Source organism: Streptomyces brevispora, from assembly GCF_007829885.1.
Taxonomy (GTDB): Bacteria; Actinomycetota; Actinomycetes; order Streptomycetales; family Streptomycetaceae; genus Streptomyces; species Streptomyces brevispora.
In genome coordinates this window covers 1,968,044-1,982,690 of the sequence record NZ_VIWW01000001.1, presented here as the reverse complement: position 1 = coordinate 1,982,690, position 14,647 = coordinate 1,968,044, and the positions used below count along the sequence as shown (strand labels likewise).

Below are 14,647 nucleotides of genomic sequence, written 5' to 3'. Positions count from 1 at the left end.
CAGTATGAAGATCGCACCGCGCCTTGGGAAGGCTGCCGCATACGGGTTCACACCAATGGGCCCGAGTGCCAGTCTTGGATCATGGACGATCTTCTCGAACTACTGCGTGCCGGTCTCCCGGCCGAGGCCCTGATCACCGATCCGGGCATCACCGCCTCCTACGCCAACGACATGGCGAGCTTCTGCGAAGCGGGCGCACCGGCCGTCGTCGCACTCCCACGCACCGTCGAGCAGGTCCAGCACATCATGCGCACCGCCACGACCCTGCGCGTCCCGGTCGTCCCACAGGGCGCCCGCACGGGCCTGTCGGGCGCCGCCAACGCCTCCGACGGCTGCATCGTGCTCTCCCTGATCAGGATGGACCGGATCCTGGAGATCAGCCCCGTCGACCGGATCGCCGTGGTGGAACCGGGCGTCATCAACGCGGTGCTGTCCCGCGCGGTCAACGAGCACGGGCTGTACTACCCGCCGGACCCCTCCAGCTGGGAGATGTGCACCATCGGCGGCAACATCGGAACCGCCTCCGGCGGCCTGTGCTGCGTCAAGTACGGGGTCACCGCCGAATACGTCCTCGGCCTCGACATCGTCCTCGCGGACGGACGCCTCCTCTCCACCGGCCGCCGCACCGCGAAGGGCGTCGCCGGATACGACCTCACCCGGCTCGTCGTCGGCTCCGAGGGCAGCCTCGGCATCGTCGTCAAGGCCGTGCTCGCGCTCAAGCCGAAGCCGCCCCAGCAGCTCGTCCTGGCCGCCGAGTTCCCCAGCGCGGCAGCCGCCTGCGACGCGATCTGCCGGATCATGGAGCGGGGCCACACTCCGTCACTCCTCGAACTGATGGACCGTACGACGGTCCGTGCCGTCAACAAGATGGCGAACATGGGCCTCCCCGACTCCACCGAAGCCCTCCTGCTCGCCGCCTTCGACACCCCGGACCCCACAGCGGACCTGGCCGCCGTCGCGGAACTGTGCACGGCCGCGGGCGCCACCGAGGTCGTCCCGGCGGACGACGCGGCCGAGTCCGAGATGCTGCTCCAGGCCCGGCGGATGTCGCTCACCGCCCTGGAGACCGTCAAGTCCGCCACGATGATCGACGACGTGTGCGTACCGCGCTCCAAGCTCGGCGCCATGCTGGAGGGCACCGCGGCCATCGCCGAGAAGTACGACCTCACCATCGGCGTCTGCGCCCACGCGGGCGACGGCAACACCCACCCCGTCGTCTGCTTCGACCACACCGACGCCGACGAGTCCCGACGGGCCCGCGAGTCCTTCGACGAGATCATGGCGCTCGGCCTCGAACTCGGCGGCACGATCACCGGCGAACACGGCGTGGGCGTCCTCAAGAAGGAGTGGCTCGCCCGGGAACTCGGCGAGGTGAGCGTGGAACTGCACCGGGGGATCAAGCAGGCCTTCGACCCGCTGGGGCTGCTCAACCCGGGCAAGGTGTTCTGACGCGGGACAGGGCGCACGGTGCGGTGGCGGGCGCGCCTGCCGGTGCGGCGACCGCGGTCTCCCGCCGCACCGGGCCCGCTCAGCCTTCCGCCACCGCCGCACGGGCGGCCTGCGCGGACACCTCGTCACTGCTCCCCGTCCTGCGCCTCGTCCGACGGCCAGGGGTCGCTCATCCACAGGTCGTCGGCCGGCAGCGGCGCCAGCAGTTCGGCGATGCCCTCGTCCATGCCGAGCCGCTCGGTCTCCGTGCCCGGCGGGACCACCCGCAGCGTCCGCTCCACCCACGCGGACACCGCGGCGGACGGCACCTCCAGCAGGGCGTTGCCGTCGGGCGAGGTCAGCGCCACACAAATGATGTTGCACTCGTTGATCCTGGTGGGCCAGATCCGTACGTCCCCGTGCCCGCACGGCCGGAACACGCCCTCCACCAGCAGATCGCGGGCGAACGTCCAGTGCACGGGCGCGTCCGAGCCGATGTGGAAGGTGATGTGCACGGCGTACGGGTCCTGGGTGCGATACGTCAGCCGGGCGGGCACGGGGATGCTGCGCTCGGGCGACAGGACCAGCTTGAGTTCCAGTTCGCGTTCCACGACGGAGTGCATGAGGCGTCCTTTCGAGACCTGTGGGCCGGTTCCACGACCGGCCTTCACAGGGAGAGAGCGCCCTCCCCGCCATCCATTACGCGACTTCGGGAAAAAAGTTCGGGTGACCGAAAAGTGGCCCAAACCCCTGGACCGGCCCGGGGGTGCGCGGGTGTCTGATAGATGTGGACCCTTGTATTTAGACCGACCGGAATGTGGCGGGCGCGTGCCCAGCCCAGCGACGCCGTTCCCCAACGGCCGGTCGGTCTTAGGCCTCGAAGAGATACGGGACCACGGTGATGAGCGCCCCAACCCCGGCACCCGGTGACGAAAGCCCCCGCGAGGGGTTCTACCCCGACCCTTCCATTCCCGGCTATGTCCGGTACTGGAACGGTGGTTCGTGGGTTCCCGGCACGAGCAGGCCCGCCCCGCAGAGGGGCGAGGCGATGCCCTCGGCACCCGCCGCGGAGGAGGCCGGGCCACCACCGCCCGGCCCCGCGCCGATGGACGAAACGGGCCCGGTCTTCTTCGACCAGGAGCCGTACGACGAGAACCGGCCCGAACCGTCGACCGCCTGGCAGGCCGACGCCTCCCGGCAGAACGGCTTCGGCGGCGAGCGCGACCGCCGGGTCTCCTGGGGTGGCGGCGGACAGCCCGCACACCAGGGCGAACAGCCGGAGCCGGGCCCCGATCCTCGGACGCCCGCGGGCAGTTCGCCGGCAGCCGGTTCGCCTGTGGCCGGTACGTCTGCGGCCGGTGCGTCCGCAGCTGGTACCCCTGTGGCCGGTGCGTCTGCCGACCGTTCCCCGGCCGTACGTTCCTCCGGCGACCGTTCGCCGGCCGTACGTTCCTCCGGCGACCGTTCTCCGGCCGTGCGTCCCGGCGCCGACCTGACCCCCGTCGACCCGCGACGGCCCGTGCGGCCGGAACCCACCGGCGGTGCGCTGCCGGGCATGCGGGACGGTGGCGGCGGCGTCGCAGCCGAGAACACCGTCTCCATCCGGGCCACCCGCCCCGACCGCTCCGGCGGCCCCGGCAGCTCGGGCGGCCCCGGTGGCGGCAACCGTGACGCGGGGCGTCCGCCCGGCGGCGGCACGGTCGCCCTCCGCGCCGCGGGTTCCGGCCGCACGCCGTCGGCCCCGAGCAACGCGGAACAGCCGCCCGCCGAGGGGACGATGTCGATCCGCGCGCTCGGCCCCGCCGCCGCGCAGGCCCCCGCTTCGGCCGCGCCGCCCGCCGCGCAGGCCCCCGTTCCCGCTCCCGCCACCCCGGCCTCCCCCCGGGCCTCCGCGCCCCCCTCGGGCCCCACGTGGCAGGACCCGGCCGCCCAGGCATCGGCCCGGCTCAACGGCCCGCTCGCGCCCGGCCCCGGCGGCGGTGGCTCCTGGGCCCAGCAGGCACCGCAGCAGCAGGCCCGGCCGGAACAGGCCGCCCTGCCACAGGCGCCCGCGCAGCAGCAACGGCCCGCGTTCCCGCAGCAGTCCCAGGCACCCCAGGCACCCCAGGCGCCCCAGCCCGACCAGCCCGTCGTGCCCTGGAAGCCCCCGGTCAACGACCACTTCCAACAGCTCGCGGCGGCCCGGGCGGCCGCCCGTCCGGCCGCGCTCGGCAAGCGGTTCGCCGCCCGGCTCATCGACTCCGTGGTGCTGTCCGCGCTCGTCGGCGTCATCGCCCTCCCCCTCGCGACACAGGCCACGGACCACATCAACGAGAAGATCGACGCGGCCAAGCTGTCCGGCGAGACCGTCACCGTCTGGCTGCTGGACTCCACCACGGCCGGCCTGGCCGGTGCGGTCCTCGGCGCGTTCCTGGTGCTGGGTGTCCTCCTGGAGGCGCTGCCGACCGCGAAGTGGGGCCGCACGCTCGGCAAGAAACTCTGCGGAATCGACGTACGGGACATCGAGTCCGGTGTGGCGCCCACCTTCGGCGCCGCGCTGCGCCGCTGGCTGGTCTACGGCGTGCTGGGCGTCCTGGCGATCGGGGTGGTCAACGTGCTGTGGTGCCTGATCGACCGGCCGTGGCGCCAGTGCTGGCACGACAAGGCGGCCCACACCTTCGTGGCCGGCTGAGAGGCCGCCGGAGCGGGGCCCGTACCAAGAAGAGACCCGAAGAGATCGGAAGGGACCCGAAGGGACCCGAAGGGACCCGAAGAGATCCGAAAAGGTCCAAAGCAGTCCGAAGGAGTCCGAAGAGGTCCGATGCGCCCCGCCCCGCGCCGACCCGCACGGCTGACGGCTCAACGGGTGAGGGGCCGTCGGGCGGCTTCCGTTACCCCGAACGCACCTGAGCCGTTGCGGGCGCCCGTGCGGCGGGATGCACTGCCCCCATGAGCAACGATCAGCCGACGTCCGGTCAGCCACCCGAGGACGACCCGTTCCTCAAGAAGCCGCACGAACCCCAGCCGCCGCCATCCGGCTCGCCCTACGACAGCGCGCCGCCTCCGCCGCCGTACGACCCCGGCCCCTACGGCGGTGGCCAGTTCGGTGGCGCGGACCCGTTGGCGGGCATGCCCCCGCTGGCCGAGCCCGGCAAGCGCATCCTGGCCCGGCTGATCGACTTCCTGATCATCTCGATCCCGCTGTATCTGATCTCGCTGCCCTGGGGCGGTGCGGTGGAGATGTCGAGCAACAGCAACAGCAGCGGCAGCGACAACGTCGGCGACCTCTTCGCCCAGACGTACAACGGTCACCAGCTGATCTGGTCGCTGATCGGACTGGTCGTCTACGTCGGGTACGACACGTACTTCACGCACAAGGACGGCCGCACCCTGGGCAAGCGGCTGCTGAAGCTGCGGGTCGCGATGCTCAACGACGGCAGCGTGCCGGACACCGGCAGTTCGTTCCTGCGGGCCGTGGTGCTGTGGCTGCCGGCGCTGCTGTGCTGCCCGTGCCTGTGGTGGCTCATCAACATCGTGCTGATGTTCACGGACAAGCCGTACAAGCAGGGCCTGCAGGACAAGGCGGCCAAGACGGTGGTGGTGACCACCAACAACTAGATCCGTTCGTTCGGATCGGGCCGGAGAGCGTGTCGGCACTCCCCGGCCTTCCCGGCTTTTCCGGCCTTCCCGTCGTCCCGGCCCGGTCGGCGCTGCCGGACCTCCGGGTCGTCAGCGCCGCAGCGAGTGCTCGCCCACCCGCTCGGAGGCGCGTGCGGCCGGGATCGTGCGCTGTACCTGACCGGGGGTGCGGCCCCCGGGTTCGGCGGCGGGGCCGGCGTCTTGGAGTGCGGCCACCGCGGCCCCCGTCGTCCCCGTCCTCCGGCGCGCCGGAGCGGGCACGGTCACAGCCACCAGCAGGCCGAGCGCGAGCGCGGCCGTGCAGATCACGGCGATGCCGAGTTCCGAACCGGTACCGGACAACAGCAGCATGGCGAGGGTCGAGAAGACAACGGTGACCGAACCGTAGGAGAGCTGTGCGGCAGTAGGACGTGGCATGGCGTTATCCGTCCTCGGGGCGTCGGATGGGCGGTCTCTCAACACGGTCGCACTGTCAAGCGACTCTACGACGGTGGATGCCCTGACGGAACAGGTAGTAAGCCTGGCCTAACCCACAGTGCCGGTGCACGGGGGGCGCACGGAGTCATTCCCACGCCAATTACTGTCTTCGGCGCGCCGGTTGGGTCGACGGTGGTCGTCCGGATACCGGAAATGTGCTCCTGCATAGTGCAGTTGGTCTGTTCAAGTCAAGGTCTGTCTTTTCTCACGTAACTCCGGTCGAATGTCGTCACTTGTGACGCGTTTCCGCGCGCGGCCCGCTTTACACCCCAGGCCGCTGCCGCGAGCGCCGGGGAGGACTGCATCACGTGATCATTAAGAGACGGGCGCTTCGCACCGGAGCGGTTGTCGTGGCTCTGGCCGCGACCGCCGCCACCGCATCCGCCTTCGCCACCGCTCAGGCTGATGACAAGGCGTCAGGCACCACCGCCTCCGTCGTCGACCGCCGGGACCCGGGGTCGGCCAAGGGCGGCGCGCACAACCTCAAGGGCCCGTTCAGCAAGCAGCAGGACGCTCAGCGTCAGGCCGCCCTGGAACAGGTCATGTCGGGCGACAAGAAGGTGTCGAACCGCAACGGTTCCAAGGTCGTCAAGCTCGACGACAACAAGTACGTCGAGCTGGGCCGCGAGAAGACCGACAAGATCTTCACCATCCTGGTGGAGTTCGGCGACCAGGTCGACAACACGACCATGTTCGACCCGGACGGCGAGGGCCCCAAGCCTCCCGTTCCGAAGTACGGCGGCAAGCCGGGACCGGCGCACAACAAGATAGCCAAGCCGGACCCCAAGAAGGACAACAGCACCGCCTGGCAGGCCGATTACAACCAGGCCCACTTCCAGGACCTGTACTTCGGCAAGAGTGCCGGCAAGGACTCGCTCAAGACGTACTACGAGAAGACGTCCTCCGGGCGCTACTCGGTCGACGGCGCGGTCTCCGACTGGGTCAAGGTCCCGTACAACGAGGCCCGCTACGGCTCGAACTACTGCGGTTCGTCCAACTGCGCCAACGCCTGGGACATGGTCAGGGACGGCGTGAACGCCTGGGCCGCCGACCAGAAGGCCAAGGGCCGTACGCCCGAGCAGATCAAGACGGATCTCGCCCAGTACGACCAGTGGGACCGTTACGACTACAACGGCAACGGCATCTTCAACGAGCCCGACGGCTACATCGATCACTTCCAGATCGTGCACGCCGGCGAGGACGAGTCCGCGGGCGGCGGCACCGAGGGCACCAACGCCATCTGGGCGCACCGCTGGTACGCCTACGGCACCAACGTCGGCGCGACCGGCCCGGCCGGCAACAAGGCCGGCGGCACCCAGATCGGTGACACCGGCATCTGGGTCGGCGACTACACCGCACAGCCCGAGAACGGCGGCCTGGGCGTCTTCGCCCACGAGTTCGGCCACGACCTCGGCCTGCCGGACCTGTACGACACGACCAACACCGCCGAGAACTCGGTCGGTTTCTGGTCCCTGATGTCGGCCGGTTCCTGGCTCGGCACCGGTAAGAACAGCATCGGTGACCTGCCCGGCGACATGACCGCCTGGGACAAGTTCCAGCTGGGCTGGCTCGACTACGCCACGGCCAAGGCCGCGACGAAGTCGACCCACAAGCTGGGCGTCTCCGAGTACAACACCAAGAACAAGCAGGCGCTCGTCGTCGAACTGCCCGCCAAGGCAGTCACCACCGCCGTCACGACGCCCGCCGAGGGCGCCAAGCAGTGGTGGAGCGACATGGGGGACAACCTCAACAACACCCTGTCCCGTCCGGTCGACCTGACCGGTAAGTCCAAGGCCTCCCTCGACCTCGCCGGCTGGTGGGACATCGAGAAGGACTACGACTACCTCTACACCGAGGCGTCGGACAACGGCGGCACCAGCTGGACCGCGCTCGACGGCACCGCCGACGGCAAGGCGATCCCGCGCGACGCCAGTGACAAGCCGGCCCTGACCGACGTCTCCGGCAAGTACCAGAAGCTCTCGTACTCGCTGGACGCCTACGCGGGCAAGAAGATCGACATCCGCTTCCGCTACACCACCGACGGTGGCGCGGGCGGCATCGGCTTCGCGGCCGACACCATCGCGGTCAACGCCGACGGTGCCGTGCTCTTCTCGGACAACGCCGAGGGCGGCGACAACGGCTGGACCGCCAAGGGCTTCTCCCGGGTCGGTGCCACGTTCAGCAAGGAATACCCGCAGCGCTACATCGCGGAGAACCGCCAGTACGTCTCGTACGACCAGACCCTCAAGGTCGGCCCGTACAACTTCGGCTTCTCCAACACCCGTCCGGACTGGGTCGAGCACTACCCGTACCAGAACGGCCTGCTGATCTGGCTGTGGGACAGCTCGCAGAAGGACAACAACGTCTCGGTCCACCCGGGCCAGGGCCTGATCCTGCCGATCGACGCGCACGCGAAGCCGCTGAAGTGGTCGAACGGCACGGTCATCCGCAACAAGATCCAGCCTTTCGACGCTCCGTTCAGCTGGTACCCCACCGACGGCTTCACGCTGCACAACGGTGACGTGGCCACGAAGATCAAGCCGCAGCTCGGCGTGCCGATCTTCGACGACCACAAGGGCACCTACTGGTACAAGGAGAACAAGACCGGAAGCGTGCAGGTCGCTGACACCAACACCCGGATCTCGATCATCAGCGAGCCGCTCAGCGGCTCCACGATGACCGTCCAGGTTGGACCCTCGCACAAGTAGTCCGGTATCACCGCAGGTCAGATCATGATCGGCCGTCGCCCCCTAGCGGGCGGCGGCCGATCGTGTTTAGGTGCCTCTTGTTCCGATTCTTATTGACACGACGTCTCACGGGGGAGCGCGGAGTATGGCAGGCGGAGGATTCAGCAAGTTGCCGAACGGCAGCGTGGTCGTCGCGATCACGCTGCCCAGTCCGGCACAGAGCGTGGGGCCGGACACCCCGGTCCGCGTCCTGGTGCACGCGGCCAACCGGGCCCGCGCACTGACCCGGCTGCGCAATCTGGGACTGCGCGCCGTCTACCTCCGCGGCAACGCCGAGCCGCCCACCCCGGACGAGATCACCGCCGTCCTGCACCACCCCGACGGCCTGCTCTGGCGCGCGAGACCCGAGCGGGCCCAGGAGCTCTGGCACCCGATCCGGGCGCTCCTGAGACCCGCCCTGCCGGCCCGGCAGAGCTGACCGCTCACACCACGGGCCTGCCGGAGAGCACCACGCCCGCCTCCCGGAGCTCCGCCAGCGCACGGACCGTGGTCGCCTCGGCGACGCCCGCGGTCAGATCGAGCAGTACGTGCGTGGTGAAGCCCTCACGGACGGCGTCCAGCGCGGTGGCCCGGACGCAGTGGTCGGTCGCGATGCCGACCACGTCGACCGCGCTCACCCCGCGGTCGCGCAGCCACTCGGCCAGCCCGACACCGTTCTCGTCCAGGCCCTCGAAGCCGCTGTACGCCGCGGCGTACGCACCCTTGTCGAAGACCGCGTCGATCGCGCCGGAGGCGACCGCGGGCGCGAAATTGGGGTGGAAGCCCACCCCTTCCGTACCGGCCACGCAGTGCGCCGGCCAGGAGTGCTCGAAGTCCGGCGTGGGCGAGAAGTGGCTGCCGGGGTCGATGTGGTGATCGCGGGTGGCCACCAGGTGCCGGTAGCCGGGCTGGGCCTCGCCGATCAGGTCGGTGATGGCGGCGGCGACATCGGCACCACCCGCCACCGCGAGGCTTCCGCCTTCACAGAAGTCGTTCTGAACGTCCACGACGATCAAGGCGCGGTGCATGGCGGGTGTCCTTCGGTGGGGGAGGGAACAGAGGAACAGCGGTTACCGGGGTGACAACGAGCCTAGAGACTCGAACCGCACTTAGGGAGAACCCGGCGAAACCGAGCCCGGCCCGGCGAAACCGAGCCCGGCCCGGCGAAACCGAGCCCGGCCCGGCGAAACCGAGCCCGGCCCGGCGAAACCGAGCCCGGCCCGGCGAAACCGAGCCCGGCCCGGCGAAACCGAGCCCGGCCCGGAAGGCTCCCGCCCCCTCACACGTACTCCGTAGGAATCACCGGCTCGCCCCGCGACAACTGCATCGCGGACATCGGCAGCCCCGCCCGCGAAGCGATATGCCGCTCCCGAGCCGCGTCCAGCGGCTCCCGCGCGACCACCTCACCGGCCCTGACCAGCTCCACGAGCAACTGCCGGCCGGCCAGGTCCGGCGGCACCGGGCCGGTCCCGATCACCTCGGCCTCGGCCACCCCGTCCTCGTCCGTCCGGCGCGCCGCCCACTTGCGACCGCCGAGGGAGGTCTTCGCGCCCAGCGACTTCTTCGCCACCGGCCGCAGCGGGTCCGCCGGATCGGCGGAGGCGGCGCGGGCGACCAGCTTGTAGACCATCGAGCAGGTGGGCTGCCCGCTGCCGGTCACCAGCTGAGTGCCCACCCCGTACGAGTCCACCGGCGCCGCGGCCAGCGAGGCGATGGCGTACTCGTCCAGGTCCGAGGTCACCACGATCTTCGTCCCGGTGGCGCCCAGCTCGTCCAGCTGCTGGCGCACTCGGTGCGCGACCAGCAGCAGGTCCCCGGAGTCGATCCGTACCGCCCCCAGCTCGGTCCCGGCGACCTCGACCGCCGTACGGACCGCCGCCGTGACGTCGTACGTGTCGACCAGCAGCGTCGTGTCGCGCCCCAACGACTCCACCTGGGCCCGGAACGCGTCCCGCTCGGTGTCGTGCAGCAGGGTGAAGGCGTGGGCGCTCGTCCCGACGGTCGGGATGTTGTAGCGGAAGCCCGCGGCCAGGTCCGAGGTGGTGTCGAAACCGCCGATGTACGCGGCGCGGGCCGAGGCCACCGCCGACAGCTCATGGGTGCGCCGTGCACCCATCTCGATCAGCCCGCGCCCGCCCGCCGCCACCGACATCCGCGAGGCCGCCGCGGCGATCGCCGAGTCGTGGTTGAGGATCGACAGGACCACCGTCTCCAGCAGCACGCACTCGGCGAAGGAGCCCTCGACCCGCAGGATCGGCGAGCCGGGGAAGTACACCTCGCCCTCCGGGTAGCCCCAGATGTCCCCGCTGAACCGGTAATCGGCCAGATAGTCGAGCGTCGGCCCGTCGACGACGTTCTGGTCCCGCAGGAAGGCGAGCATCGCGTCGTCGAAGTGATAGTTCTCGACCGCGTCCAGAACCCGCCCGATGCCCGCGACGACGCCGTAGCGCCGCCCCTCGGGCAGCCGGCGGGTGAATGCCTCGAAGACCGAGCGCCTGCCGGCGGTGCCGGCCTTCAGTGCGGCCTGCACCATCGTGAGCTCGTACTGGTCGGTGAAGAGCGCTGTCGACGGCACGCCGACGCGCCGCCCGAGGTCCGCGGAGTTCATGCCGGGGATGCTACCCCTATTTCGTCAAAGTGACGAGATGGGGGTGTCGGAGCCGACGCGGTGCCGGGGCCGTTTGTGCGATGCCCCCTCCCTGGTGGCAGCATGGGGTAGGTGAGCGTCGCCCCCGTAGAGATCGAACGTCCCGAATCGGCCGAGGAGAACCTCGTTGTCCCCGAGCCCGACGTCCCCTGGGTGACGCTGGTCCACAACGACCCGGTCAACCTCATGAGCTATGTGACCTATGTGTTCCAGGCCTACTTCGGCTACTCCAAGGACAAGGCCCACAAGCTGATGCTCGACGTCCATCAGAAGGGCCGCGCCGTCGTCTCCAGCGGAAGCCGCGAGGAGATGGAACGCGACGTCCAGGCGATGCACGGCTACGGGCTGTGGGCCACACTCACCCAGGACCGCAACTAGCGGCTCGCCGCACCCGCACTCGCCCCCGTCCCTGCCCCTGCGCACCGACCCGCCCCCGCACCGACCCGCCCGACCACCATCGGAGAGAACCCATGGCCGGCCACTTCGAGGCCACCCCCGGCGGCGGCGCGGCCGTCGCGCTCGACGAGGTGGAGATCGCGATCCTGCGCTCCCTCGCCGTCCAGCTGCTGGAGCTCATCGGCCCCGGTGACGAACCCGCCGAGGGCGAGGACCCGCTCGCCGCGCTCTTCGCCGAGGGCCCCAGCGAACCGCCCAGCGACCCCGCCCTGGCCCGGCTCTTCCCCGAGGCCTACAGCAACGACGACAGCGAACTGCGCGCCGCGTCCGCCGAGTTCCGCCGCTTCACCGAGAACGACCTGCGCACCCGCAAGCGCGACGACGCCCTCGCCGTCGTACGCACCCTCGACCGGCTCTCGCCCACCGGGGACGGCGGCGCCGTGCTCAGGCTCACCGCCGACGAGTGCCGCAGCTGGCTGGGCTCCCTCAACGACCTGCGGCTGACCATCGGCACCCGGCTGGAGGTCTCCGACGAGGACGGCGGCGAGGACGGCTCGCTCTACCGGCTGCCCGACAGCGACCCGCGCAAGCCCATGGTCATGGCCTACCTCTGGCTGGGCGGACTCCAGGAAACGCTCATCGAGACCCTTATGCCGTAACGCGACTGCCGTAATACGACACAGGGGCCGGATCGTTCCGCATTCACCCGAAGGCCGTTCGAAAGACGCTCGGATCCCAAGGACGAGCACGTCACCTGAACGGCCTTCTTTGTGTTGACCGGACACCGGTGCCCGCATTCTCCTGTGGTATGCGCCATATGTTTTCGATGGTTCGCCGTTGTGGCCGTGAGGAACCCTCACGGCCGCCCGGAGGACGCCATCCCTGTCCCCGAGGGCGCTACCGGCCGGCAACCACCGGCGGCACTCCAGCCATATCCGGAGGGCCAGGACCCGATCCGCAGCCGCACGGCACGGACCGGCGTGGAGAAAGGCGCACCGCATGACATCGCCGAAGGTCGACAAGGGACAGGAAGAACCGCAGGCCACCGCCGCGGACACCACCTCGGGCGAGGGCTACCAGCGCGCCCTCGGAGCACGCCAGATCCAGATGATCGCGATCGGCGGGGCCATCGGCACCGGCCTCTTCCTCGGCGCCGGAAAGGCCATAGCCAAGGCCGGGCCCAGCCTCGTCCTGGCCTACGCCACAGCGGGTGTGGTGATCTTCTTCATCATGCGGGCCCTGGGCGAACTCCTCATGTACCGACCGGTCACGGGGTCCTTCTCGGAGTACGCCCGCGAATTCGTCGGGCCCTTCGCCGGCTTTGTCACCGGCTGGACCTACTGGCTGTTCTGGGTCGTCACCGGAATAACCGAAGTCACCGCGGCGGCCCAGTACATGACGTTCTGGTTCGAACTTCCGCAATGGGTCTCCGCGCTGATCTTCACGGTCATCCTGTACGGCGTGAACCTGATATCCGTGAAGCTCTTCGGAGAACTCGAATTCTGGTTCTCGATGGTCAAGGTCACCGCCATCGTCGGCATGATCCTCATCTGCGCCGGAATCCTCACCCTCGGCTTCTCCGACGCCGGCGACTCCGCGTCCGTCACCCACCTCTGGGCCGACGGCGGCTTCTTCCCGCACGGCATATCGGGCACCCTGATGACCCTGCAGATCGTGATGTTCGCCTTCCTCGCCGTCGAACTCGTCGGCGTCACCGCGGGCGAGTCCAAGGACCCGAAGAGCGTCCTGCCCAAGGCGATCAACGCCGTGCCGTGGCGCATCGCCATCTTCTACGTCGGCGCCCTCGTCATGATCCTCTCGGTGGTCCCCTGGACCGAGTTCCAGCCGGGCATCTCGCCCTTCGTCGCCGCGTTCCAGAAGATGGGCCTCGGCGTCGGCGCGGGCATCGTCAACTTCGTCGTCCTCACCGCGGCGCTCTCGTCCTGCAACTCCGGCATGTACTCCACCGGCCGCATGCTCCGCGACCTCGCACTCAACGGACAGGGCCCGAAGGTCTTCACCCGGCTGACCAGGAGCGGCACCCCGCTCGTCGGCACCACCGTCTCGGCCGCCCTCATGCTCGTCGGCGTCTGGATCAACTACCGGTGGCCCGGCGACGCCTTCACCTACGTCGTCTCCTTCGCCACCATCTCCGGCATGTGGGCCTGGATCATGATCCTGGTCAGCCAGATCCGCTACCGCCGTCTGGCCGACCGCGGAGTCCTCCCGCGATCGAGCTTCCGGGCCCCCGGCGCCCCGTACACCAGCGTCTTCGCCCTCGCCTTCATCGGCATGGTCATCGTGATGATGGGCATCGACAAAGACGCCAGGATCTCGCTGTACTGCGCGCCCCTGTGGGCCCTGATCCTCGGCGTCTCCTACCTGGTCCGCAAGGCCCGCAACCCCGGGGACAAGGCCTTCGCGGGCCGCTGAATCCACCGGCACCACCCCGGACGGGCCGCCGTCGAACCAGCCGCCCCAAGGGGTGCGTCCACGATACGGTCCCCTGCGTACCACCCCTCGGTACTCGGCGACCCGTCGTCCTATGCTGGGCGCCATGCTGACCATCACCCAGGAGCTGTACGACCAGATCGTCGCGCACTCCCGCGCCGACCACCCCGACGAGGCGTGCGGCGTGGTCGCCGGGCCGGCCGGAACGGACCGCGCCGAACGCTTCATCCCGATGCTCAACGCGGCCCGCTCGCCCACGTTCTACGAATTCGACTCGGCCGACCTCCTCAAGCTCTACCGCGACATGGACGACCGCGACGAGGAACCCGTGATCATCTACCACTCGCACACCGCGACCGAGGCCTACCCCTCCCGCACCGACGTCACCTACGCCAACGAACCCGGAGCCCACTACGTCCTCGTATCGACCGCCGACGCCGAAGCCGACGAGGCGGGACCCTTCCCATTCCGCTCCTACCGCATCGTGGACGGCGAGATCACCGAGGAGGACGTCGAGATCGTCGACGCGTACAACGCCGCCTGAACCCGGCCACCGGCACCCGCCCCACCCCCGGACAGGGCCGCAGAACCCGGCCCTGTCCACCTGCCGAACGCCAACCATCCACCAGGTGAGATCACATTCCGGATCCCGGACCGGGAATCGATACGATGAGCCCATGGTTCTCCATGACGTGAGCGACAAGACGCCGGGCATGCTGCTCGTGGCGCGCCTGCACGTCGACCTGTGCCGGCTCTCCAGCGCGATCTGTACGAACCACCGGACCGCCGGCCGCGAGGCCTGAGCCGGGCCGATGCCCGGCGCCGCCCGGCCGGAAGCCACCCGCACCACCCACACACCACCCCCGCGCGGGGGCAGAGCCGCGCGTCCCACGCCCACCGCCAC

Annotated in this window: 14 protein-coding genes; 10 read left to right on the top strand and 4 right to left on the bottom strand. The window is 69.8% G+C overall.

What is annotated here, in order from left to right; all coding sequences use genetic code 11:
• Positions 1 to 81 precede the first annotated feature (81 nt).
• Positions 82 to 1,449, top strand: a complete 1,368-nt coding sequence (locus FHX80_RS09195; RefSeq protein WP_145763753.1) for an FAD-binding oxidoreductase — start codon at positions 82 to 84, stop codon at positions 1,447 to 1,449.
• 125 nt (positions 1,450 to 1,574) lie between these two features.
• Here FHX80_RS09195 and FHX80_RS09190 read toward each other — a convergent pair whose 3' ends face one another.
• Positions 1,575 to 2,051 (bottom strand): SsgA family sporulation/cell division regulator, encoded by a 477-nt coding sequence (locus FHX80_RS09190; RefSeq protein WP_145763752.1) that lies wholly within the window; start codon positions 2,049 to 2,051, stop codon positions 1,575 to 1,577.
• Positions 2,052 to 2,329: 278 nt separating this feature from the next.
• Here FHX80_RS09190 and FHX80_RS09185 point away from each other — a divergent pair, with 278 nt between their 5' ends.
• On the top strand, positions 2,330 to 4,099 hold the full coding sequence (locus tag FHX80_RS09185) for an RDD family protein (protein ID WP_145763751.1): 1,770 nt from the start codon (positions 2,330 to 2,332) through the stop codon (positions 4,097 to 4,099).
• Between the two features lie 257 nt (positions 4,100 to 4,356).
• Entirely contained in the window at positions 4,357 to 5,025 is a 669-nt protein-coding gene (locus FHX80_RS09180; RefSeq protein WP_145763750.1) for an RDD family protein, read from the top strand.
• A gap of 111 nt (positions 5,026 to 5,136) precedes the next feature.
• Here FHX80_RS09180 and FHX80_RS09175 read toward each other — a convergent pair whose 3' ends face one another.
• A complete protein-coding gene (locus FHX80_RS09175) occupies positions 5,137 to 5,463 on the bottom strand; it encodes a hypothetical protein (protein WP_145763749.1) in 327 nt (108 codons plus the stop codon).
• 368 nt (positions 5,464 to 5,831) lie between these two features.
• On the opposite strand from FHX80_RS09175, the gene FHX80_RS09170 reads away from it, so the two are divergent.
• The gene (locus FHX80_RS09170) at positions 5,832 to 8,231 is read left to right on the top strand and encodes an immune inhibitor A domain-containing protein (protein WP_208764609.1); all 2,400 of its coding nucleotides are present in this window, start codon (positions 5,832 to 5,834) and stop codon (positions 8,229 to 8,231) included.
• A 124-nt stretch (positions 8,232 to 8,355) separates the two neighbouring features.
• A complete protein-coding gene (locus FHX80_RS09165; RefSeq protein ID WP_208764608.1) occupies positions 8,356 to 8,688 on the top strand; it encodes a hypothetical protein in 333 nt (110 codons plus the stop codon).
• Positions 8,689 to 8,692: 4 nt separating this feature from the next.
• Here the strand turns inward: FHX80_RS09165 and FHX80_RS09160 are convergent, their stop codons facing one another.
• Both FHX80_RS09160 and FHX80_RS09155 read right to left on the bottom strand, forming a co-directional pair.
• Positions 8,693 to 9,277, bottom strand: a complete 585-nt coding sequence (locus FHX80_RS09160) for an isochorismatase family protein (RefSeq protein WP_145763748.1) — start codon at positions 9,275 to 9,277, stop codon at positions 8,693 to 8,695.
• Positions 9,278 to 9,528: 251 nt separating this feature from the next.
• Positions 9,529 to 10,857, bottom strand: a complete 1,329-nt coding sequence (locus FHX80_RS09155) for a nicotinate phosphoribosyltransferase (protein ID WP_145763747.1) — start codon at positions 10,855 to 10,857, stop codon at positions 9,529 to 9,531.
• Positions 10,858 to 10,968: 111 nt separating this feature from the next.
• On the opposite strand from FHX80_RS09155, the gene clpS reads away from it, so the two are divergent.
• The 5 genes from clpS (at position 10,969) to FHX80_RS36350 (ending at position 14,546) form a co-directional block, all read left to right on the top strand.
• Positions 10,969 to 11,274 (top strand): ATP-dependent Clp protease adapter ClpS, encoded by a 306-nt coding sequence (gene clpS / locus FHX80_RS09150; RefSeq protein ID WP_018555894.1) that lies wholly within the window; start codon positions 10,969 to 10,971, stop codon positions 11,272 to 11,274.
• Positions 11,275 to 11,366: 92 nt separating this feature from the next.
• Positions 11,367 to 11,951, top strand: a complete 585-nt coding sequence (locus FHX80_RS09145; RefSeq protein ID WP_145763746.1) for a DUF2017 domain-containing protein — start codon at positions 11,367 to 11,369, stop codon at positions 11,949 to 11,951.
• A gap of 340 nt (positions 11,952 to 12,291) precedes the next feature.
• The gene (locus FHX80_RS09140; protein WP_145763745.1) at positions 12,292 to 13,725 is read left to right on the top strand and encodes an amino acid permease; all 1,434 of its coding nucleotides are present in this window, start codon (positions 12,292 to 12,294) and stop codon (positions 13,723 to 13,725) included.
• Positions 13,726 to 13,849: 124 nt separating this feature from the next.
• Positions 13,850 to 14,287: a M67 family metallopeptidase gene (locus FHX80_RS09135; protein ID WP_145763744.1), complete on the top strand. Its 438-nt coding sequence runs from the start codon at positions 13,850 to 13,852 to the stop codon at positions 14,285 to 14,287.
• 133 nt (positions 14,288 to 14,420) lie between these two features.
• Positions 14,421 to 14,546 (top strand): putative leader peptide, encoded by a 126-nt coding sequence (locus tag FHX80_RS36350; protein ID WP_260147624.1) that lies wholly within the window; start codon positions 14,421 to 14,423, stop codon positions 14,544 to 14,546.
• Positions 14,547 to 14,647 lie beyond the last annotated feature (101 nt).